Source organism: Streptomyces fildesensis (assembly GCF_016107395.1).
GTDB classification, from domain to species: Bacteria; Actinomycetota; Actinomycetes; order Streptomycetales; family Streptomycetaceae; genus Actinacidiphila; species Actinacidiphila fildesensis.
This window is the reverse complement of the sequence record NZ_JAAIKO010000003.1, coordinates 111,339-132,074: the sequence shown is the minus strand read 5'-3', so window position 1 is coordinate 132,074 and position 20,736 is coordinate 111,339. Positions and strand designations below refer to the sequence as shown.

General features: G+C 70.5%; 16 protein-coding genes. 11 read left to right on the top strand and 5 right to left on the bottom strand.

Annotation, left to right across the window (positions count from 1 at the left end):
• The first annotated feature begins 188 nt into the window (after positions 1-188).
• The 4 genes from C6N31_RS06445 to C6N31_RS06430 are packed head-to-tail and all read left to right on the top strand — an operon-like array spanning position 189 to position 4,554.
• Entirely contained in the window at positions 189-1,796 is a 1,608-nt protein-coding gene (locus C6N31_RS06445) for a phenylacetate--CoA ligase family protein (RefSeq protein ID WP_198357236.1), read from the top strand.
• Between the two features lie 3 nt (positions 1,797-1,799).
• Positions 1,800-2,360: a DUF4188 domain-containing protein gene (locus C6N31_RS06440; protein WP_198357235.1), complete on the top strand. Its 561-nt coding sequence runs from the start codon at positions 1,800-1,802 to the stop codon at positions 2,358-2,360.
• Entirely contained in the window at positions 2,357-3,472 is a 1,116-nt protein-coding gene (locus tag C6N31_RS06435; RefSeq protein ID WP_138351149.1) for a GNAT family N-acetyltransferase, read from the top strand. The genes C6N31_RS06440 and C6N31_RS06435 overlap by 4 nt, the downstream gene beginning before the upstream one ends.
• Positions 3,469-4,554 (top strand): nitroreductase family protein, encoded by a 1,086-nt coding sequence (locus C6N31_RS06430; protein WP_187144946.1) that lies wholly within the window; start codon positions 3,469-3,471, stop codon positions 4,552-4,554. The genes C6N31_RS06435 and C6N31_RS06430 overlap by 4 nt, the downstream gene beginning before the upstream one ends.
• Here the strand turns inward: C6N31_RS06430 and C6N31_RS06425 are convergent.
• Positions 4,532-5,899 carry an MATE family efflux transporter gene (locus tag C6N31_RS06425; RefSeq protein ID WP_138351148.1) on the bottom strand — a complete coding sequence of 456 codons (1,368 nt, stop codon included), beginning with the start codon at positions 5,897-5,899 and terminating at the stop codon, positions 4,532-4,534. The two genes, C6N31_RS06430 and C6N31_RS06425, sit on opposite strands and share 23 nt — an antisense overlap.
• Before the next feature lie 422 nt (positions 5,900-6,321).
• Here C6N31_RS06425 and dnaB point away from each other — a divergent pair, with 422 nt between their 5' ends.
• Together dnaB and C6N31_RS06415 are read left to right on the top strand one after the other, a co-directional pair.
• Positions 6,322-7,818: a replicative DNA helicase gene (gene dnaB / locus C6N31_RS06420; protein WP_187144945.1), complete on the top strand. Its 1,497-nt coding sequence runs from the start codon at positions 6,322-6,324 to the stop codon at positions 7,816-7,818.
• 516 nt (positions 7,819-8,334) lie between these two features.
• Positions 8,335-10,692 carry a PKD domain-containing protein gene (locus C6N31_RS06415; protein WP_198357234.1) on the top strand — a complete coding sequence of 786 codons (2,358 nt, stop codon included), beginning with the start codon at positions 8,335-8,337 and terminating at the stop codon, positions 10,690-10,692.
• A 97-nt stretch (positions 10,693-10,789) separates the two neighbouring features.
• Here C6N31_RS06415 and C6N31_RS06410 read toward each other — a convergent pair whose 3' ends face one another.
• On the bottom strand, positions 10,790-11,614 hold the full coding sequence (locus C6N31_RS06410) for a MerR family transcriptional regulator (protein ID WP_138351146.1): 825 nt from the start codon (positions 11,612-11,614) through the stop codon (positions 10,790-10,792).
• A gap of 98 nt (positions 11,615-11,712) precedes the next feature.
• Here C6N31_RS06410 and C6N31_RS06405 point away from each other — a divergent pair, with 98 nt between their 5' ends.
• The 5 genes from C6N31_RS06405 (at position 11,713) to C6N31_RS06385 (ending at position 17,532) form a co-directional block, all read left to right on the top strand.
• Positions 11,713-13,110 (top strand): serine hydrolase domain-containing protein, encoded by a 1,398-nt coding sequence (locus C6N31_RS06405; protein WP_138351145.1) that lies wholly within the window; start codon positions 11,713-11,715, stop codon positions 13,108-13,110.
• 110 nt (positions 13,111-13,220) lie between these two features.
• Complete coding sequence (locus C6N31_RS06400) at positions 13,221-13,970, top strand: DUF4097 family beta strand repeat-containing protein (RefSeq protein WP_198357233.1); 750 nt, start codon at positions 13,221-13,223, stop codon at positions 13,968-13,970.
• 264 nt (positions 13,971-14,234) lie between these two features.
• Entirely contained in the window at positions 14,235-14,879 is a 645-nt protein-coding gene (locus C6N31_RS06395; protein ID WP_198357232.1) for an HAD family hydrolase, read from the top strand.
• Positions 14,880-15,200: 321 nt separating this feature from the next.
• Positions 15,201-16,712, top strand: coding sequence for a globin domain-containing protein (locus tag C6N31_RS06390; protein ID WP_198357231.1), 1,512 nt, complete (start codon positions 15,201-15,203; stop codon positions 16,710-16,712).
• Complete coding sequence (locus C6N31_RS06385) at positions 16,705-17,532, top strand: pyridoxamine 5'-phosphate oxidase family protein (protein ID WP_244809284.1); 828 nt, start codon at positions 16,705-16,707, stop codon at positions 17,530-17,532. Before C6N31_RS06390 ends, C6N31_RS06385 begins: the two co-directional genes overlap by 8 nt.
• Positions 17,533-17,571: 39 nt before the next feature.
• On the opposite strand, the gene C6N31_RS06380 is transcribed toward C6N31_RS06385, so the two are convergent.
• The 3 genes from C6N31_RS06380 to C6N31_RS06370 all read right to left on the bottom strand — a co-directional run bounded on the left by C6N31_RS06380 (position 17,572) and on the right by C6N31_RS06370 (position 20,515).
• Positions 17,572-18,084 (bottom strand): NUDIX domain-containing protein, encoded by a 513-nt coding sequence (locus C6N31_RS06380; protein ID WP_138351141.1) that lies wholly within the window; start codon positions 18,082-18,084, stop codon positions 17,572-17,574.
• Between the two features lie 177 nt (positions 18,085-18,261).
• Entirely contained in the window at positions 18,262-19,161 is a 900-nt protein-coding gene (locus tag C6N31_RS06375) for a LysR family transcriptional regulator (protein ID WP_138351332.1), read from the bottom strand.
• Between the two features lie 211 nt (positions 19,162-19,372).
• Complete coding sequence (locus C6N31_RS06370) at positions 19,373-20,515, bottom strand: cystathionine gamma-lyase (RefSeq protein WP_164298585.1); 1,143 nt, start codon at positions 20,513-20,515, stop codon at positions 19,373-19,375.
• Positions 20,516-20,736: the final 221 nt, after the last annotated feature.

Below are 20,736 nucleotides of genomic sequence, written 5' to 3'. Positions count from 1 at the left end.
GGGGGTGCCGGTCCTTCGTTCGTTCCGGGATGTTTCACGTGGAACATCCCATCGGCCGGCGGATGTTCCACGTGAAACATCGCACCCGAGTGCCCTCGTGGATGCCGCGCGTACTCAGGTAGGTACGGGGCCCGGAGTGAGTAGCGCAGCCCATACAGAGGACGGGGCCGCGCGGCCACCATGTGGGCATGGCAATGGGAAGCTTCGCGCGGCAGTGGCTGCTGAGAATCATCAGCTTCGGGCTCACCGCTCTGTACCGGCTCTACCGGGTGCACCCCTTCGTATGGCGGGTGATGGCCCGCAACTACCGCCCGTGGATGAGCGGTTTCGCCCGCCTCCACGCATGGATGACCTGCCAGTTCGCGGCGCTGGACGTACCGGCGTACGCCGCGCACCTGGAGAACGGCGGCTGGCGGTTCCGCTGGTTCCGGCTCGACTCCTACCCGGCCACCGACAAGGAGTCGTACGTCAAGGCGTACCCGGAGGAGATGCGCTGCTGGAAGGGGCGGGTGGAGATCGCCGGCAGCGTGGTCGACGAGTCCTCGGGCTCGTCCGGCACTCCGTACAACTGGGTGCGCAGCCGCCGCGAGTTGAACACCGTGCACCGCAATGTGGCCGGCTACACCAGCCTCGTCTTCCCCTCCAAGCGGCTCTTCGTGATCAACGCCTACTCGATGGGCGCCTGGGCCACCGGCACCAACACCGGCATCGCCATGGCCCGGATCGCCACCGTGAAGAACACCGGGCCCGATCTGGAGAAGATCGTCGACACGCTGCGGCACTTCGGGCCGCGCTACGACTACCTGGTCACCGCCTACCCGCCGTTCCTCAAGCATCTGCGGGACCGGCTGGCTGGTGAGTCCTGGTTCGAGGAGAAGGGCTACCGGCTCGCGGCGATGGTCGGCGGCGAAGGGATGACCGAGGCGCTGCGCGACTACGTCGGCGATGTGTTCGGCAAGGTCCGCTCCGGCTACGGCGCGTCCGACCTCACCATCGGGATGGGCGGCGAGACCACCTTCAGTGTCTGGCTGCGCCGGATGATGCGCGAGGACGCCACCGTCAGGGCGGCCTTCCTGGGCCCGGACGAGCAGCGGTTGCCGATGGTCTTCCAGTACAACCCCCTGGAGACCTATCTGGAGACCGCCGGCGACGACCGGACCGGCGAGGTGCTCTGCACCATCAACTCCACCGCCGTCATGGCTCCCAAGCTCCGCTACAACATCGGCGACGAGGGCACGTTGATGTCCTTCCCCCAGGTCTGGGACATCCTGCGGGAGCTCTTCGCGGACCGCCCGGTCCTGCTGCAGCGCGCGGAGGCCGCCGCCCTGCGCGAGAAGATGCGGCTGCCCCTGCTGTTCCTGTACGGGCGGGCCGACTCGACCGTCTCCTACATGGGCGCCAACATCTACCCGCAGGACGTCGAGTACGGCCTGTACGAGGGCAATCCGATGGCGGACCGGATCGAGAGCTTCTGTCTGGCGCTGGAGGAGGGCGACGACCTGGAGGCGCGGCCCGTCGTCCATGTGCAGCTGCGGGAGGGGACGGTGCTGGACGCCGACGGGACCGTGAAGCTCGCGGAGGTGTGCCGGGCGGGCGTGCTGCGGCATCTCGCCGCCTGCAGCCGGGACTTCGCCCAGTCGCTGACGGAGGACTCCTCGGCCGGCGAGGTGGCGGCGCGGGTGCACCCGTACGGCTCGGGGCCGTTCGCGGGTGGAACGGGGACCGCGGCCGGTGGCAGCAGTCGCGGCATCAAGAACAAGTACCTGCTCGGTGCGACCGCGAAGGGCGGTGCCTGAACCATGCGCAGTACCGACTTCTCCCTCACCCCGGCGCCAGGACAGGCCGGTGCCATGTTCGTCGGCGCCACCCGCTACTCGGGGCTGCGCGCGATCATCACGCTGGGCCCCGGCTATGTGCGGATGGTCCGCGAGATGAAGCGGATGAAGGGCTATGTCTGGCACAAGGTGTACTGGCGCTTCCCCTTCACCCTGGGCACGATCGCCTTCTTCGCCGACCGCGACGAACTGCTGAAGTTCGCCCGGGGCAAGGCCCATCACGAGCTCATGTGCTGGCTGACGGACGAAGGCAAGGGCCGCGCGACCGGCGGCTGGATCCGCATCTACACGGCGGACGCGGCCGGGTACACCAACGGCGTCTGGCGGGCCGAGGACGGTGCGCTGTCCCACGTCGACACCTTCGAGCCGCTGAGCACGGAGCTCTCCGCAGGGCGCGCACCGCGCCCCGTCAAGCATGTGCGGCACGAGAAACGGCGTGCGCAGCGCAGTGCGGAGCCGCGTGCGGCGGCGGGCGGCGCAGCGCCGGCGGCGCGCTGCCCGGAGCACCTGGACGGCAGGCCGTGACCATCACCGTCACCAAGGTCGGCGGACGGAGCGAGCTGCGGGAGTTCTGCGAACTCCCGCTGCGGCTCCACCCGCGCGACCGCTACGTGCCGACCCTGGAGCCCCAGATCCGCACGTGGTACCGGGAACGGACCGTCGAGCTCCATGTCGCGCGCGATACGGCCGGCACTCCCGTGGGCCGGATCTGTCTGCACCGCTACCCCGGGTTCGACAGCAGGATCGGCAAGCGCGCCCAGCTCTTCGGGCTCACCGAGTTCGCCGATCCGCAGGACGTCGGGGAGGACGTCGCCAAGGAGCTCTTCGATCTGACCGAGCGGGCCGGTGCGGGAACGGAGGTGGCGTTCGGGCCGGTCAGTCTGCTGCCCAACCAGTCGGGCGGTGTCATCACGTCGGGGTTCGGGGACCGCGGGTTCATCGACTCCGCCTGGAACCCGGCGTACTACCCGGCTGCCTACGAACAGCACGGCTTCACCCGGCGGTTCGGCGCCGACACCTGGGTCTGCGAGAACCTCGACGGTCCCGGCGCCGTCGACCCCGGCCAGGCGTTCCTGTTCGACGACAGCCGCATCGCCGCTGAGGGGCTGCGGATCCACCACGGCTCGCGGCGGAAGCTGGCGGAGCAACTGCCGCTGCTGCGCGGCATGCTCAACGCCTCCTTCGCCCAACTCGGCTACTACACCGAGATCTCCGCCGCCGAGCTGGCGGCCCAGACGGACGGGCTGGCCCATCTCCTCGACGAGCAGCTGCTGCTCTATCTGACGGCGGAGGGCGAGCCGGTCGCGTTCGTGCTCGCCGTCCCCGACATCTCGGAATTCGTCATGGCGACCCGTGGCCGGCTGGGGCTCCCGCAGCAACTGCGGCTGCTGGCCACCCGCGGCCGGTACCGCAGCGAAGCGGTACTGATCATCAAGGGGACGGTGCCGGGTCACCAGGGGAAGGGCTATCTGACGCTCCTCGCCCGGGAACTGCACCGCGATCTGCGCAGCGGCGGCTACCGGACGTTGCGCAGCACCTTCGTCGAGCACGGGAACGCCGCGTCGGCCGCGCAGTACCGGCGCGTCGGCGGCCGACCGCTGCACGGCTACACCTTCTACGAGAGGGCAATGCGGTGAGCAACCGGGACTCGGTCCACTGGACGGCGGTGCTGCGGGAGCGCGAGGAGCTGTGCCGCCGCGCGCCGAGCGCGCACAACACGCAGCCCTGGGTGCTGCGCTACGACAACGACGCCGTCGAAGTGGGCTGGGACCCGGCCCGGGAGCTGCCCGACGGCGACCCCGGCCGCCGCGATCTGTTCCTGTCCCTGGGCGCCTTCGTGGAGACCTGTCTGATCGTCGCGGCGGACGCCGGCCTCGCGATACGCGCCGAGATCACCGTCGACGAGGAACGGCGAACGGCCGCCCGGCTGTTGCCGGCGCCCGATCTGTACGCGACGCCTTTCAGCGCGCGGACCGTCGGGCTGCGCGGCTGCGCGAGGGGCGTCCACACCGGGGGACGGCTCACCGCGGCGGACCTCGGCGCCGCCAGGACCGGGCTGGAACGGACGAGCCTGGTGGAAGTGCCCGCGCGCGAACTCGCGGGCCTCGCGGTACGCGCCGACCGGTGGCTCTTCGGCAGTGCCCCGGTGGTGCGGGAACTGCGCACCTGGCTACGGCTGAACCGGAGCCATCCGCGGTACGCGGCCGACGGTCTGACGTACGAGGCGCTGGCCATGTCTCGCGTGGAGGCTGCGGGGCTGCGGGTGGTGCTCATACCGGGCGTCTACGGGGTGCTGCGGCGCCTCGGGCTGGCCCGGCTGCTGGCCGCTTCGCAGAGCGGGCTGCTGCGCTACGAGGGCAGCGTCCTGGTCCTCACCGCGCCGGCCGGACCCGCCGCGTCCGGCGCCGGTGCGGCGGCCGGGCCCCCGGCCGCCCTGGTCCAGGCCGGACAGGAGCTCGTGCGGGTCTGGTACGGCCTCGCGGAGCGGGGGATCGCCGTGCATCCGCTGAGCCAGATCCTCGACTGCCCGCGGACGGAACGGGAGCTGGCGCGGCACCTGGGAGGCCGTGAACGGCCGCTCGCCGTCTTCCGGGCGGGCCGGGCGGCCGGACCATCGGTACGGTCGGCACGGATCGGCGGAACGGGGAACCGGTCCCGGACCACCGCCGCGTCCCCCGCGGCAGGGAAGAGGACGGCTACGCCCGCACCGCACCGGTGACGATCCAGCGGCCGGACCGCGCCCGCAGCTGGAGCGCGACGAGCCGGGTCAGCATCATCAGCGTCATGGCCCACCACAGGGCGGTGAGGCCGCCTCCGAGGGCCGGGACGGCGAGCGCGACGGGGGCGAAGACGGCCAGCGTGGCGAGCATGGACCAGGCGAGATAGGGCCCGTCGCCGGCGCCCATCAGGACACCGTCGAGGATGAAGACGATGCCGGAGACCGGCTGGCTGACGGCGACCACCAGCAGGACCGGCATGAGGGCACTCCGCACGGACGGGTCGGAGGTGAAGAGCGTCGCGATCAGCGGGCGGCTCGCGACCACCAGCAGGCCCAGCAGCACGCCGGAGGCGATGCCCCACTGCACCATCCGGCGGCAGGCGGCCCGGGCGCCCGCAGGGTCGTCGGCGCCCAGATAGCGGCCGATGATGGCCTGCCCCGCGATGGCGATGGCATCGAGTGCGAAGGCCAGCAGCGACCAGAGGGTGAGCGTGATCTGGTGGGCGGCGATCTCGGTGTCGCCCAGGCCTGCGGCGACCGCGGTGGCGATCAGAAGGACCGCCCGCAGGCTCAGTGTGCGGATCAGCAGTGGAACGCCCGCCTGGGCGCAGGCCCGGATGCCGGCGGCGTCCGGGCGCAGCGACGCGCCGTGCCGGCGCGCTCCGCGGACGACGACGTACAGGTACACCACGGCCATGGCGTTCTGGGCGATGACCGTTCCCCAGGCCGAGCCGGCGATGCCCAGTCCCGCGCCGTAGACCAGGGCCGCGTTGAGCCCCGCGTTGGCCGTGAAGCCGCCGAGCGCCACGTAGAGCGGCGTCCTGGTGTCCTGGAGGCCGCGCAGCACGCCGGTGGCGGCGAGGACGGCGAGCATGGCGGGGATGCCGAACGCGCTGATCCGCAGGTAGGTGACGGCGAACGGTGCGGCGGTGTCGGACGCTCCGAAGAGGCCGACGAGTGCCGGAGCGGTGGGGACGACGAGCGCGATGACGGCAACGCCGAGCAGCAGGGCGAGCCAGATGCCGTCCATGCCCTGGCGGATCGCGCCCGGCAGGTCGCCCGCGCCGACCCGGCGGGCCACGGCGGCGGTGGTGGCGTAGGCGAGGAAGACGAAGATGTTGACGGCGGTGGTCAGCAGGGCGGCCGCGACGCCGAGCCCGGCGAGCTGCGGGGTGCCGAGGTGGCCCACGACCGCGCTGTCGACCATGACGAAGAGCGGCTCGGCGACGAGGGCGCCGAAGGCGGGCACGGCGAGTGCGATGATCTCCCGGTCGTGCCGCCGCCGGGTCTCCTTGGAGAGATGGCTGGGGCGGCTCTTCTGGGGAGGCTCGGCGACCGGGTTCACCCGCTCAGGATAATCATCCACAAGTAATACCTGCAAGGCCTGATCAGCTATTACGGGCGACTGCGTAGAGTGATCTCCTCCGCGTGGTTTGTCGCGATCTTGGCCCGAGGGCGAAAGTTTTTCTTCTGCACAGCCCGCGGATGATAAAACGCCAGGTCAGGGCAGTTCGGGTCGGCTGATTGTGTGTTTGTCCACAGCGGTTTCCCAAGGCCTGTGCACAGGTTGAGGCGGCTTCTCCACAGGTTGGATGCCTCCGTCCACAGGGCCTGTGGATAACCGTCTTGGCCAACGGTCTCCTGGGCCCTACCGTGAGCCCCCTGCCCGACGCGCCGTACGAGGAGCCGGGTGTCTCAATTGTCAGAGCCGTGGCGTAAGAAAGAGACGCACGGTATGGCGCCAGGTCGGACGGAGGAGGTGGCGGGGTGACCCAACCCGAACCCGCGGACGACCACTGGGGGGACGAACCGCCGTTCCCCCCCGACAGCGGTCCTGGTGACCGGCTGCCGGTCACCCACTTCCGTTCCGGACAGGGCGGCAAGCGCAACAAGAAGGACGACGGCGAGGACCGCAGCAACTGGTCCGAGGGCGGCGGCGGTTTCGAACGCGTACCGCCGCAGGACCTCGACGCCGAGCAGTCCGTCCTCGGCGGCATGCTGCTGTCCAAGGACGCCATCGCCGATGTCGTCGAGGTGCTCAAGGGCCAGGACTTCTACCGTCCGGCCCACGAGACCATCTACACCGCGATCCTCGACCTGTACGCCCGGGGTGAGCCGGCCGACCCCATCACCACCGCCGCCGAACTGGTCAAGCGCGGTGAGATCACCCGCGTCGGCGGCGCCCCGTACCTCCACACCCTGGTCAACGCGGTCCCCACCGCGGCCAACGCCGAGTACTACGCCGAGATCGTGCACGAGCGCGCCGTCCTGCGCCGCCTCGTCGAAGCCGGCACCCGCATCACCCAGATGGGATACGCGGCCGACGGCGACGTGGACGAGATCGTCAACTCCGCCCAGGCGGAGATCTACGCGGTCACCGAGCAGCGCACGTCCGAGGACTACCTCCCGCTCTCCGAGATCATGGAGGGCGCCCTCGACGAGATCGAGGCGATCGGGTCCCGCAGCGGCGGGATGTCCGGCGTTCCCACCGGGTTCACGGACCTCGACTCACTGACGAACGGCCTCCACCCGGGCCAGATGATCGTCATCGCGGCCCGCCCCGCCATGGGCAAGTCGACCCTGGCGCTGGACTTCGCCCGCGCCTGCTCGATCGGCAGCGGTATGCCCAGCGTCGTGTTCTCCCTCGAAATGGGCCGCAACGAGATCGCGATGCGCCTGCTGTCGGCGGAGGCACGGGTCGCGCTGCACCACATGCGGTCCGGCAGCATGACCGACGAGGACTGGACGCGGCTCGCCCGGCGGATGCCGGACGTGTCGGCGGCGCCCCTCTTCATCGACGATTCGCCGAACCTGTCGATGATGGAGATCCGCGCCAAGTGCCGGCGCCTCAAGCAGCGCAACGATCTGCGGCTGGTCGTCATCGACTATCTGCAGCTGATGCAGTCCGGTGGATCCCGGCGTCCCGAGAGCCGTCAGCAGGAGGTCTCGGACATGTCCCGAAACCTCAAGCTGCTGGCCAAGGAGCTGGAAGTCCCCGTCATCGCGCTCTCGCAGCTGAACCGTGGCCCCGAACAGCGCACGGACAAGAAGCCGATGGTCTCCGACCTCCGTGAGTCCGGCTCCATCGAGCAGGACGCCGACATGGTCATCCTGCTGCACCGCGAGGACGCCTACGAGAAGGAGTCCCCGCGCGCGGGCGAGGCCGACCTCATCGTCGCCAAGCACCGTAACGGCCCCACCGCGACGATCACCGTTGCTTTCCAGGGCCACTATTCACGCTTTGTGGACATGGCGCAGACCTGAGTCCTGAAAAGGGTATGAGCGGGCGATAAAACGGGTGTTCTTGAGGGCATCCGGATCTGTATTCTTACCGGGTACTATCCTGAGATTTGCCTGAGAGAAACTGGGGGGCCAGTGTCTCATCGTCGTCTTGCAACGACGGCTGCCGCACTTGCAGCCGGCGTTGCCCTTATACCGGGATTGGCTTATGCGGACAATTCACCGCATGCCGTTCCCCATAGCAGTGGACCGAGTGCCGCTGCCGCTCTGACCAGGGCAGCGTCCTCGAATTTCACCACCTTCTCCAGCCCCGCGGCGAAGCAGGTCCGGGAGCGCAGGCCGCTGGCCCGCGGAGTGCAGCCGCGGGACGAGGGCACTGGTAGGACGATTTACGCAGTATCGGCGATCTCCTGCGATGTCGATACCGGGACGGGCGCACAGGATGCCCCCTATTGCCTGATTCAGAACGCGGTGAATGCGGCGGTCCGGGGTGACACCGTCCAGATAACCGGCAGCACGGGGTATTTCTCCCAGGAGTCGGTGACGGTCAAGACCTCCGGAATCAGGATCGTCGGAATCGGCGGCCAGGCGTGGATCAACTCGTCAGGACAGCGGCCGGCCCTCGAACTGGACGGCGTCACCGATGTGACGGTCAGCAACATGATGCTGGAGTCGTACGGCACGCCCGCGGTTGTGATCAAGGGCTCGTCCAACATCAAGCTGGACGGCGACTATGTCGACCTCAACCCCAACACCCACGGGGTGGACGCTCTCACCATCGACGGCGCGTCCAGCAACGTGACCGTGAGCCGGACGTATGTCGACGCGGGCTTCTGGGGTGCCGGGCCCGCGGCCAGCGGGATTTCCGTGGCCTCCGGCGCGAGCGACATCACGCTCGCCGGCAACGTCCTGGCGGCGACCGGCATCACCGCCACCGGAGTGGCCGGCCTGGACGTCACCGGCAACACGATCCAGCGGGCGTGCGCGTCCGCCATCGACATCCAGGGCGCCTCGACCGGCGTTCACCTGGAGAACAACCTGCTGGAGGACACCAACCCGAACACGGACTACATGTTCGGCGGCTTCAAGTCGCAGTGCACGGCGGCCCAGCAGACCTGGGCGCCGGACATCACCGTCTCCGAAGGGTCGAGCGCCGGCACCACGGCCGACTACAACGCCTTCTACATCCACGGCGATGACGCGACCGCGCCCTACAGCTGGTCCGGAACGACGTACCCGACGCTCGCCGCCTTCCAGGCCGGCGCGGCCCAGGGCGCACACGACGTGATCGACACCAAGAAGGCGAACGGGGCCTATCTCAGGGCGAACAAGTCCGCCAACGTCGACATGCTCCTGGTGCCGGGTTCGGCCGCGATCAACTCCGCGGACCCGAACGCGCCCGGCCGGCTCGGCTCGGACTTCTACGGCGTGAGCCCGTACACCAGCCGGGGAGCCGTCCAGTACGTCAACCCCAACGCCCAACTCGCGGTGGCCCTGTCCGGGACGCACACGAGCGCGTACGCGATCTCGCTCAACGCGGACGTCACGACCGCGCTCGTGCCGATCACCGCCAAGGTCAGCTGGGGTGACGGGACCACGAGCAACCCGGACGTCTACGGTTCCGGGCGGGTGACCCTGCCGCACCGGTACGCGAAGCTGGGGACATACACGATCACCGTCACGGTCGCCGACAACGTCGGGAACACGGTGTCCAACACCGTCACGGCGAGGACGGCGGGTTCGGCCTACACGGCCTACGGGCCGACCCGGGTGCTCGACACCCGGACCGGTACCGGCGCGCCGAAGGCCAAGGCGAAGGCCCACGCGGTGACCAAGGTGCAGATCGGCGGCAACGGCGGCATTCCGGCCGGAGTGACCGCGGTGGTCCTGAACGTCACGGTCACCCGCGCCGACGGCTTCGGCTACATCACGGCGTACGGCGACGGTGACGCGCGGCCGAGCACCTCGAACGTCAACTTCACCGCGGGCCAGACCGTTCCGAACCTGGTGATCGTCCCGGTGGGCGCCAACGGCTACGTCGATCTGTACAACGGCGCCTCCGCCACCGTCGACCTGATCGCCGATGTCGCCGGGTACTTCACCCAGTCCGCGTCCAGCGGCTACACACCGGTGTCGCCCGCCCGTCTCGTCGACACCCGGAACGGCACCGGGGTGGCCAAGGGGCAGATCGGCGCCAACGGATCGTTCGCCGCCCAGATCGCCGGGAACAGCAAGGGCCACCTGCCGGCCTCCGGCGTCACCGCGGTCGCGCTCAACGTGACCGTGACCGGCTCCAAGGGCTCCGGCTTCCTCACCGTCTACCCGGACGGCGGGAAGACGCCGCTCGCGTCCAACATCAACTACGGCACGAACCAGACCATCGCCAACGCGGTGATCGTGCCGGTCGGTGCCGACGGCAAGATCCGGGTCTTCAACGGCAGCACCCGGTCCACCGACGTCCTCGTCGACGTCGTCGGCTACTACAGCGCCGCGAGCAAGAGCGCCTACCTGCCGGTCGATCCGGTCCGGGTGCTCGACACCCGCGCCTCGTACTGGCACAGCGGCCCGATGTACCCCGGGGGCTACATCTACACCCCCCTCGGCGCTGACGAGCCCGACATCACGGCGTTCGCGCTCAACACCACCGTGACGGACACCAAGGGGGCCGGTTTCCTGACGGTCTCCCCCGACCCGTACTCGGAGTACCAGTACGAGAGCGGCAGCGCGGGCTGGCCGACCCGGCCCGGCGTGTCCACGCTGAACTGGCTGCGCGGACAGACCGTTCCGAACCTGGTCCAGGCGAGCCCCGGCCCGTACGGCATCATCGACTTCTGGAATTCGGGCACCGGGAGCGTCAACCTCGTCATCGACGCCTTCGGGTACTACCAGAACGACTAGGACCCACCAGTAGGTGACCCAGGGCCGGGGCCCCGGGGCGGCGATCCACGCCGCTCCGGGGCCCCGGCCGTATCCCCTCGTGTCCGGTGCCGTCGGGTCAGGACTGGGCGATCGGTTCCTGGAGCTCGGTGACCCACTTGTCGTGGTCCTCCGGGCATTCGAGGTAGAGCTCGCGGGGATAGCCGGTGGAGCGGGCGCCGGTGGAGTCGATCCACCGGGCCAGGGTCTGGGCCGTCGACACGATGTCGTCCATGGAACCGTGGTGCACGACCGTGGCGGCGCTCCCGATCGCCGGCAGGTCCACGATCGTGAAGTCGTGGCCGGCCGCCGGGTCGGCGGTGACGGTCAGTCCGGCGTGGACGGTGATCGCACCGTCGCCTTCCGGGGCGTCCTCGTAGTAGGCGACCCCCGGTCCGGTGACGGCCACACCCGCGGCCTCCAGCCGGCGGCACAGCTCGTCGTAGAGCGGGCCGATGACCGGTCCGATGTGCTCGGGGCCGAACCCGATGGCGGTGCCGGTCAGCTCGGCCACCCGGACCGCTGGAATGCGCTTGACCACGACGTCGTCGGCAGCCATGCGTCCCTCACTTTCGATCGACCGGAGCCTCGCCTCGACATGCGTCAGCCGCGTGGCGGTGGCCGCCATCGCCTCCTCCAGCTCCGCCCGGCGCAGCCGCAGCATGCCGCGCAACTGCTCGGCGCTCACCTGCTCGTCCAGGATCGACCGGACCTGTTCGAGGCTGAAGCCGAGGTCCTTCAGAGCGATGACGCGATGGAGCCGGGACAGCTGGCCGGCTTCGTAGAAGCGGTAGCCGCTGGCGGGGTCGACGCGGGCGGGCCGCAGCAGCCCGATCGCGTCGTAGTGGTGCAGCATGCGGACCGATACCCGTCCGTGCTTGGCGAAGTCTCCGATGGTGAACATGACGTCTCCTAGTGCAGGCCCTCACACAGTGTCAGAGTCAAGCGCGACCGCCGGAAACCCTTGGAGCGACCGGCGCCGTTTCTGCGAGGCTGACCCGTATGTCCGAGACACCTGAAGTGCCGCCCGCCGCACCTGCGGCCGAGGAACTGCTGCCCACCACCCGTCGTGCCCTGCTGCACCGGCTCGCCCGAGGACAGGCCGAGGGCCGTACGCCGTCGATGGTGGGGGCGGTGGTGCGGGACGGGGCCACGGTCTGGACGAGTGGCCGCAGCATGATGGAGGGGCACGGCCCCGATGGGGACACCCAGTACCGGATCGGGTCGCTGACCAAGACCTTCGTGGCGGTGCTGGTGATGCGGCTGCGGGACGAGGGCCTGCTGGACCTGGCGGACCCGCTCGGTCTGCACCTGCCCGACACCGAGCCGGGCCGTGCGACGATCGCCCAACTCCTCGCGCACACCTCAGGACTGGCGGCCGAGACGCCCGGTCCGTGGTGGGAGCGCACCTCCGGCGATCTGCGCCCGGAGCTGGCCGACCTGCTCGGCGCGGAACCGATGAAGCATCCGGCCGGCCGCGTCCATCACTACTCCAACCCGGGGTTCGCCCTGCTGGGCGCGCTCGTGGAGAAGCTGCGGGGGAAGCCGTGGGGCGACGTGCTGCAGGCGGAGGTGCTGGAACCGCTGGGCATGACCCGGACGACGCTGCTGCCGCAGGCACCGCACGCGGGTGGCTGGGCGGTGCATCCGTGGGCCGATGTGATGCAGCCGGAACCGCTGCACGACACGGGGCTGATGGCGCCGGCCGGCCAGCTCTGGTCCACGGCGGACGATCTGTGCCGCTGGGCGGTGTTCCTGGCCGGGGGCGACGAGCGGGTGCTGAGCGCCGCGACCGTCGCCGAGATGCGTACCCCGGCGGCGGCGCCGGCCGGGGAGGACCAGGACGCCGGCTACGGGCTGGGCATGCAGCTGCTGCGCCGTGACGGCCGGCTGCTGGCGGGACACACCGGGTCCATGCCGGGCTTCCTGGCGACGCTGTGGGTGAGCGTCGAGGACGGCGTGGGAGCACTGGTGCTGACCAACGCCACCTCCGGGCCGCGGGTCGCCTCCATCGCGGCCGACCTGCTGGCGATCGTGGCGGACAACGAGCCGCGCTTCCCCGAGCCGTGGCGCCCGCGGTCGGCGGCGGATCCAGCGCTGCTGGCCCTCACCGGCCCCTGGTACTGGGGCACCACCCCGTTCGTGCTGCGGCTGCGCGCGGAGCGCGACGTGGAGCTGACGGCACTGGACGGGCGGGGCCGTGGTGCCCGGTTCAGGGCGGAGCCGGACGGTACCTGGACCGGTCTCGACGGCTACTACGCCGGCGAGACGCTGCGCGTGGTGCACGGCGACGACGGCGAGGTGCGCCATCTCGACCTGGGGTCCTTCGTGTTCGCCCGGGAGCCGTACGACGAGGCCGCCGGGGTGCCGGGAGGTGTGGACCCGGAGGGCTGGAGGTAGTGCTAGCACCCGTACCAAGAGACCTGAAGACCGCATGGGACCGGATGGTGGCGGACCTTAGGTTGGTTGCGGAGCGTCGGACGAGGGTTCCGGCGATCGGGGAGACTGTGATGACAGCCAAGCGTTCCGCCGTACTGATCGTGTCCGCGCTCGTCCTGGGGGCCGCGCTCACGGGCTGCGACGGGGTGAGCATCCACAGCAGCCCGGAGCACAAGGCCGTCGATGACGCGAAGGCCGCGGGCCCGGTCAGTGCCGTCGAGGTGGGCACCGGAAGCGGGGATGTCCGCATCCGGCCGGGCACGGGTGACGGGGTCACCATCCACCGGACGGTGCGCTATCACGGGGACGACAAGCCGACTCCCGGGCAGGAGGTCGAGAACGGCCGGCTGACGTTCACCAACGGCTGCGACGACTGTTCGATCGACTACGAGCTGACCGTGCCCGCCGGGGTGAGCGTGAAGGTGAGCACGAGCAGCGGGGAGGTGGAGGTGCAGGGGGTCGCGTCGGCGGACCTGACGACGCACTCGGGCGATATCGACGTCTCCGGGATCGCGGGGGCGCTGACCACCTCGGCGAGCTCCGGCGATCTGACCGCCACCGGACTCGGTGGAGCCGACGTCAGCGCGACCGCGTCGTCGGGCAACATCCGGCTCACGTTCGCCAAACCGCCGCAGAAGGTCCTGACGAAGGCGTCGTCGGGCGATGTCACCGTCCAGGTGCCCGGGGGACCGTACGCGATCGATGTCAGCACGGGTTCCGGCGACAGGACCGTGTCAGTGCCGACCGACCCGTCGGCCACCGCGCGCATCCAGGCGAAGACGGGCTCCGGCGATGTCACGGTCAGCCGTGTGGGGTCCTGAGCCGTCGCTGAGGGCACTCCACGGCCGATGACGTTCAGCATCCGCGGCACCTGATGATGTTCCACGGCCGCGATGTTCCACGTGGAACATCGCGGCCGCAGCCGTGGTGCGGTCCGGCGGGCGGCGGTGTCTGGGCGGCCAGGGCGGGGGCCGCCGGAGCGGCGGGTCCGCCGCACAAAACGAGTGGCCCGATCGGTCGATCCCGTCGCACGCTGGGAGTATCTCCGCGTAGGCGGGATCGGTACGAAGCAGGGAGACGCTCGCGTGGCACGGCTGCACATTTTCGACATGGACGGCACCTTGATGCACGGCTCCTCGGCGAGCCTGGAGCTGGCCAGGGAGCTGGACATGGTCGAGGAGATCCAGCAACTGGAAGGCGGCCTGATCCGGGGCACGCTGGACCCGCCGGGGTTCGCGGAACGGGTGTACGCCCTGTGGGCGACGCTGACGGAGGAGCGGCTGAAGGCCGCCTTCGAGGGTGCGCCGTGGCTGGACGGGATACGCGAGGTCTGGACGGAGATCACCGATCGCGGTGACCACTGCGCGGTGATCTCCCTGTCGCCGGACTTCTTCGTGGGGCGGCTGCGCGAGTGGGGCGTGCACGAGGCGCGCTCGTCGGTCTTCCCGCCGGTGCCCTTCGCGCCCGAGGCGGTACTCGATCTGGCGGGGATCCTGGTGCCGGAGTCGAAGGTGGGCATCGCCGATGAACTCTGCGCGCAGTACGGGGTGACGCGGGCGGACTGTGTGGCCTACGGGGACTCGCTGTCGGACGCGGCGCTGTTCGGGGTGGTGCCGACGTCGGTGGCGGTGAATGGTGACCACTATGTACGGGATCTGGCCACTCATGCCTATTCGGGTCGCGACTTGCGTGAGGCCTTTGCCCTGGCGAATCAATTCGATCGCGAATGACCGAATGAGGCCACAACTGATACCCGGCTGACGTTGTCCAAACCGAATTCCGTGACTTTGTGGGAAGGGTCACGGGATTTGGCCAACGTGCTCCGGTGAATCGGCCAACGGGGGTTGTCGAACAGCGCGTTCCGGGTATGGTCGACTGCGTTCGAGCGCCTCGGGCCGCCGCAAGCCGACGGATCCTAACCTGAATGCAGCCCCGTTTCCTGTGCTTCCGGCTATTTGTCCGATGCGCCGCCCCAGCGTGACACGCTCGCACCTCACCACGCGTGACGCACGTCGGGAAATCGACCGGGGAAGTTCGAGGCGAAGTTCACGATGGACGCTCTGACCACCAACTCGGCCGAGACGGATCCGAACCGGGGCTGGTTCACTCCGCCCGAACGGGAAACCGACTCGCATCAACGCACGGCGGACGGCGGTGAATCCGAAATACCCAGCAGATCCCCGGCCGCCATAAGACCCGTCGGCAGGGCCGCAGCCCGCAAGCAGCGGGCCCAGCAACAGGCGGACCAGCAGGAGCAGGCACAGGAACGAGCGCAGGAGCAGGCAGACCACCGGGCGGATCAGCCGCCGGACCGGCAGACACCCCCGCCGGCCGCGCCGATATCCGCCCCGGAACCCGCCCCGGCCCGCATCGCGGACCCCGCGCCCGCAGCGGCGCCGTCCCCCTCCACCTTTGAGGCCGCACCCGCGTCCGCAGCCTCGCCGGACGCGCTGCTGATCCGGCGGACCATGGCGGAGATCGGTCCGGTCGCCGACCGGACCACCGGCTACTTCTACGCCCTGCTGTTCATCCGGCACCCGGAACTGCGCGAGCTCTTCCCGGCGGCCATGGACGCCCAGCGCGACCGGATCCTGAAGGCCCTGCTCACCGCGGCCGAGCACATCGACAACACCGAGACCCTCGTCGAGTACCTGACCAACCTCGGCCGCGGCCACCGCAAGTACGGGACGCAGCCGGAGCACTACCCCGCCGTCGGCGAGGCCCTGATCGGGGCGCTCAGCCGGTACGCAGCGGCGGTCTGGGACCCGCTGACCGAGGCCGCCTGGGTACGCGCCTACACGGTGATCTCGCAGGTGATGATCGACGCGGCCGCCGCCGACGAGCGGCACGCGCCGCCGTGGTGGCAGGCCGAGATCGTCTCGCACGAGCCCCGCACCCAGGACATCGCCGTGGTGACCGTGCGGCCCGACCAGCCGTACCCGTTCCTGGCCGGCCAGTACACGTCGCTCGAAACCCCCTGGTGGCCGCGGGTGTGGCGGCACTACTCCTTCGCCTCGGCGCCCCGCTCCGACGGTCTGCTGTCCTTCCATGTCAAGGCGGTCCCGGCCGGCTGGGTCAGCAACGCGCTGGTGCACCGCGCGCGGCCGGGCGACGTCATCCGGCTCGGCCCGCCGGCCGGCTCCATGGTCGTCGACCACACCACGGACAGCGGACTACTGTGCGTCGGGGGCGGTACCGGCATCGCGCCGATCAAGGCGCTGGTCGAGGACGTCGTCGAGCACGGCCGCAAGCGCTCGGTCGAGGTCTTCTACGGTGCGCGCCACGACCACGACCTGTACGACCTCGACACGATGCTCCGTATGCAGGAGGAGCACTCCTGGCTCTCCGTGCGACCGGTGGTCGCCGACACCCCGAGCAGTAGCCTGTCGGGTCCGCTGCCGGACATCGTGCGGCAGTACGGCCCCTGGGAGGCGTACGACGCCTACCTCTCGGGCCCGCCCGGGATGATCCGGAGCAGTATGGACGCGCTGGTCGGCGGGGGTATGCCCTCGCACCGCATACGGCACGACGCTCTGGAGGAACTGGTGGCGGCGGGTGACTAGCCCGGTGGAACGACCGGGCAGCGACGGCGAGCACCTGCTCCAGACGGAGCTGGGCACCGGTGTGCGCGCGGACCGGTTCTACGACGACCAGGTGCGGGACCGGCTCAATCCGCGGATGCGGGAGTTCGTCGCCCGGCAGGAGATGTTCTTCCTGTCCACGGCGGACCGGCGCGGGGAGTGCGACAGCACCTTCCGGGCCGGGCCGCCCGGTTTCGTGCGGATTCTGGACGACAGGACGCTCACGTATCCCGAGTACCGGGGCAACGGGGTCATGGCGTCGCTCGGCAACATCCGCGAGAACCCGCATGTCGGGATCCTGCTGATCGACTTCGCCCGGGACCGGATCGGGCTGCACATCAACGGCCGCGCGCTGCTGGTCCCGGACGAGCGGATGCGCGCCGAGCACCCGGACCTGCCGGAGGATCCGGTGCCCGGCCGCCGCCCGCAGATGTGGGTCGAGGTGGAGGTCGAGGAGGCCTACATCCACTGCTCGAAACACATTCCGCGGCTGGTCCCCGCGCCGCTGCAGAAAGGTTCCGGCACCGGCGGCGGGCGGTCGTGGGGGACCGACGACGCACGCCGCAAGGGCGGTGACCACTTCGGGGCGGCGGCGGAACGCAGGCCGGTACAGCCTGTGCCGGCGTCCGTGCCGGAGGCTCCTGTGCCCGTGCCCGTACCTGTGTCCGTACCCGAACCCGTACCCGTACCCGTGCCCGTGCCCGTGGCGCGGGTGGCGGCCGCGCCGCCCGGTCCTGCGGAGCGGCGGCGCGCCCGGCGCGGGCGGCGGCTCCGCGGCTGGTTCCTCCGGCAGGCGGGCTGACCCACCGAGGACTTCCGGGGCGCCGGTCCGCCGGCCGGATCAGCCCAGGTCGGGGCCGACCAGTCCCAGTACGCCTTCGATGTTCGCGTCGAGGTAGTGCCGCAGCGTCAGCGGCACCACCTCGACGGAGGCCAGCCCGACCCGGCTGAACGGCACACGGACGACGTCGTACGTCCCGCACGGATCGTCCACCTCGGGGCCGTGCCGGCGGGCCGGGTCCATCGAGGCGAGCCGGCACACGAAGAAGTACTGCACCTTCACGCCGTGGGCGCCGTTCTCCGCGATGTGCTCGACGGTGTCGACGAAGGCCGGGACGACGTCGGTGATCTTGGCTCCCAGCTCCTCGTCCACCTCACGGTGCAGGGCGTCGACGACCGAGGGGTCGTCGTCCTCCACGCCGCCGCCCGGAGTGATCCAGTACGGGGCGAGGCCGGGCTTGGTGCGCTTGATGAGGACCATGCAGTCGCCGTCGAGCAGGATCGCGCGGGCGGTGCGCTTGACCACCGGGCGGGTGGCAGGGGCTTCGGCCGGAGTTGCGTTCTCCAGGGGCATGGTTGAGATCTGCCGCGACACAAGGATCGACAAACGCACCGGGAGCAGTGAATCGGAGCATTCGATTCCCGTTGGCGCGTCACCGGCGCTCGCCGAGCGCCGTCGGCCACGTGCCGAGGCCGCTCGATCCGGCCTCGGCGGCCCTGGCAGCCTTGGCATGGCCGGTGGTCCGGCGGCCTACCAGCCCTGTGCGGCGGTCAGCAGCCGATCGTGCGCCCGCGCGAGGTGGGGCAGTGCGAGGGTGCCGACCCGGGTGGCCAGGAAGTAGGTCCGCAGCGGTGGCACGGGAGGCTCCAGCAGCAGCGTGATCTCACCGGCGGCGAGCGCGGCGGCGCACAGATAGCGGGGCAGGACGGCCAGCCCGGCGCCGTCGCGTACGCAGTCCAGGACGGCGCGCAGGTCGGGGACGACGACCGCGGGATCCCGGGTGGGCTTGGCGTCGAAGACGGCCGACCAGTACTGGGACAGCAACCGGCATTCCTCGTCGGAGGTGACGACGGGCAGGTCGTCGAGCAGCTGCGGGCCGTGGTCGCGCACTCCGTGCGGGCCGCCGGCCCGTTCCCGCCAGGCGGGCGCGGCGACCAGGGCGTACTCCTCGTCCCACAGGGGTACGGCCGCTATCAGCCGGTCGCGGGGCTGCACGCTGACGACGGCCAGGTCGTGGTGGCCGGCGGCGAGCCCGGCCAGCGCCTCGTCGTCGCCGCTGAGCGAGACCCGCAGGTGCAGCCCGTCGGTGACCAGCGGCGCCAGGGCGGGCAGGATGCGCAGCGCGGTGAACTCGGCCGGGCCCGCCAGATGCAGGCTGTGGGTGCCGGGGCCGTCGTCGTCGGGAGCCGCGGCGGTGATCTCCAGCAGCGCGTCGAGGTGCGGGGCGACCTTGTGCGCGAGCTCGTCGCCCACGGTGGTGGGGGCGACGCCGCGGGGCAGCCGCAGGAAGAGCGGGCGGCCGACCTGCCGCTCCAGCGTGCGTATCTGGCCGGTGACGGCGGGCTGGGACAGGCCCAGGAGCTGGGCGGCCCGGGTGAAGGAACCAGCCCGGTGCACGGTGACGAAGGTACGCAGGAGGGCCAGATCCACCATGGTCTCCTCACAGACAGAACCTGACGCATCGTCAAGTATAAATTTATCGATAGGTCGTACCAGGTACTGTGATTGGACACTGACGCAGAGTCAACTAGCCTTGTTCGAGCGCGTCTTCGCGCGTTGCGCCAGGGCGGTTCGAGCCACGAGGGGGGAGGCTCGAACCGCCCATTCTGCGTAGGGCTCCCTGCATATATGCGTAGGGGCCCTACTTTGCGGCGTCCAGGGCGCGGGTGACATCGGCGACGATGTCACCCGCGTCCTCCACGCCCACCGAGAAGCGGATGAAGCCGGGCGGAACCGCGTCGCCGCCCCAGCGGGCCCGGCGCTCGGCCGTGCACTGGACGCTGCCGAAGCTCGTCGCCTCGATGGTGATCCGGAGCGCGGAGAGGAAGCGCTCGGCGTGCTCCTTGTCGGGCAGCGTGAAGGAGACGACGCTGCCGAAACGGCGCATCTGGCGGGCGGCGAGTGCGTGCGCCGGGTCGGTGGACAGGCCGGGGTGGCGCAGCCCGGTCACCTCCGGGCGGTCGGCGAGCGCCGTGGCCAGCTCCAGGGCGTTGGCGGCCTGCCGGTCCACGCGCAGCGAGAGGGTGGCCAGCGAACGGTGTGCGAGCCAGGCCTCCATCGGGCCGGGGATCGCACCGACGGTTGCGCGCCACATCCGGGTCTGTTCGGCGAGCTCGGGATCGCGGGTGGTCACGTAGCCGAGCAGCAGGTCGCCGTGGCCGGTCAGGGCCTTGGTGCCGCTGGCGACCGAGAAGTCGGCGCCGAGGTCGAGCGGGCGCTGGCCGAGCGGGGTGGCCAGGCTGTTGTCGACGGCGACCAGGGCGCCCGCCGCGTGCGCGGCGTCGGCGAGCCGGCGGATGTCACAGACGTCCAGGACGGGGTTGGACGGGGTCTCCAGCCACAGCAGGCGCGCGCCGTCCAGCAGGGCCCGCTGCGCGTCGTCGCGGGTCGGTGCGAGGCGCACGGTGACTCCGTACGACTCCAGCCGCTGTTGGAGGGCCCGGGTCGTCTGGTAGCAGTCGGAGGGCAGGACGACGGTGTCGCCCGCGCGCATCTGCGACAGGAGCACGGCGGAGACCGCGGCCATCCCCGAGGCGAAGACGGTCGTCCTGGCGGTCGGGTCGGCGGGGGACTCCAGCTCGGAGATCGCGTCTTCGAGCAGGGTCCAGGTCGGGTTCTGCTCCCGGCCGTAGGTGTACGGGCCGGTCGCGTCGCCGGGCAGGTGGAAGTGTGAGACGAAGGTGGGGCCGGGGAGGGAGGGCTCGTACGGCTGGGCGGGCGGGCGTCCGGCGTGGACGCTGCGGGTACTTTCACCGCTGCCGCTCGGGCTGTCGTACTCGGCCATCGCTGCCTCCTGGGACCTGGGGGTCGCACCTGATGCGCGTGTGCGCGCGGGTTCAGTCAACCCGATCCCGGGTCGGTGCCCGGGCCCTCCGGGGCGGGGGTCCGAAATCGTATATTTACGTGCCTGGCGGCCCACAAATACACGGCAGCATTTCGGACCCCCACCCCTACGGTCCCGGTCACCTCCGGCGCTCGTAACGGCATCGGGCCGTCCTCCTCGGT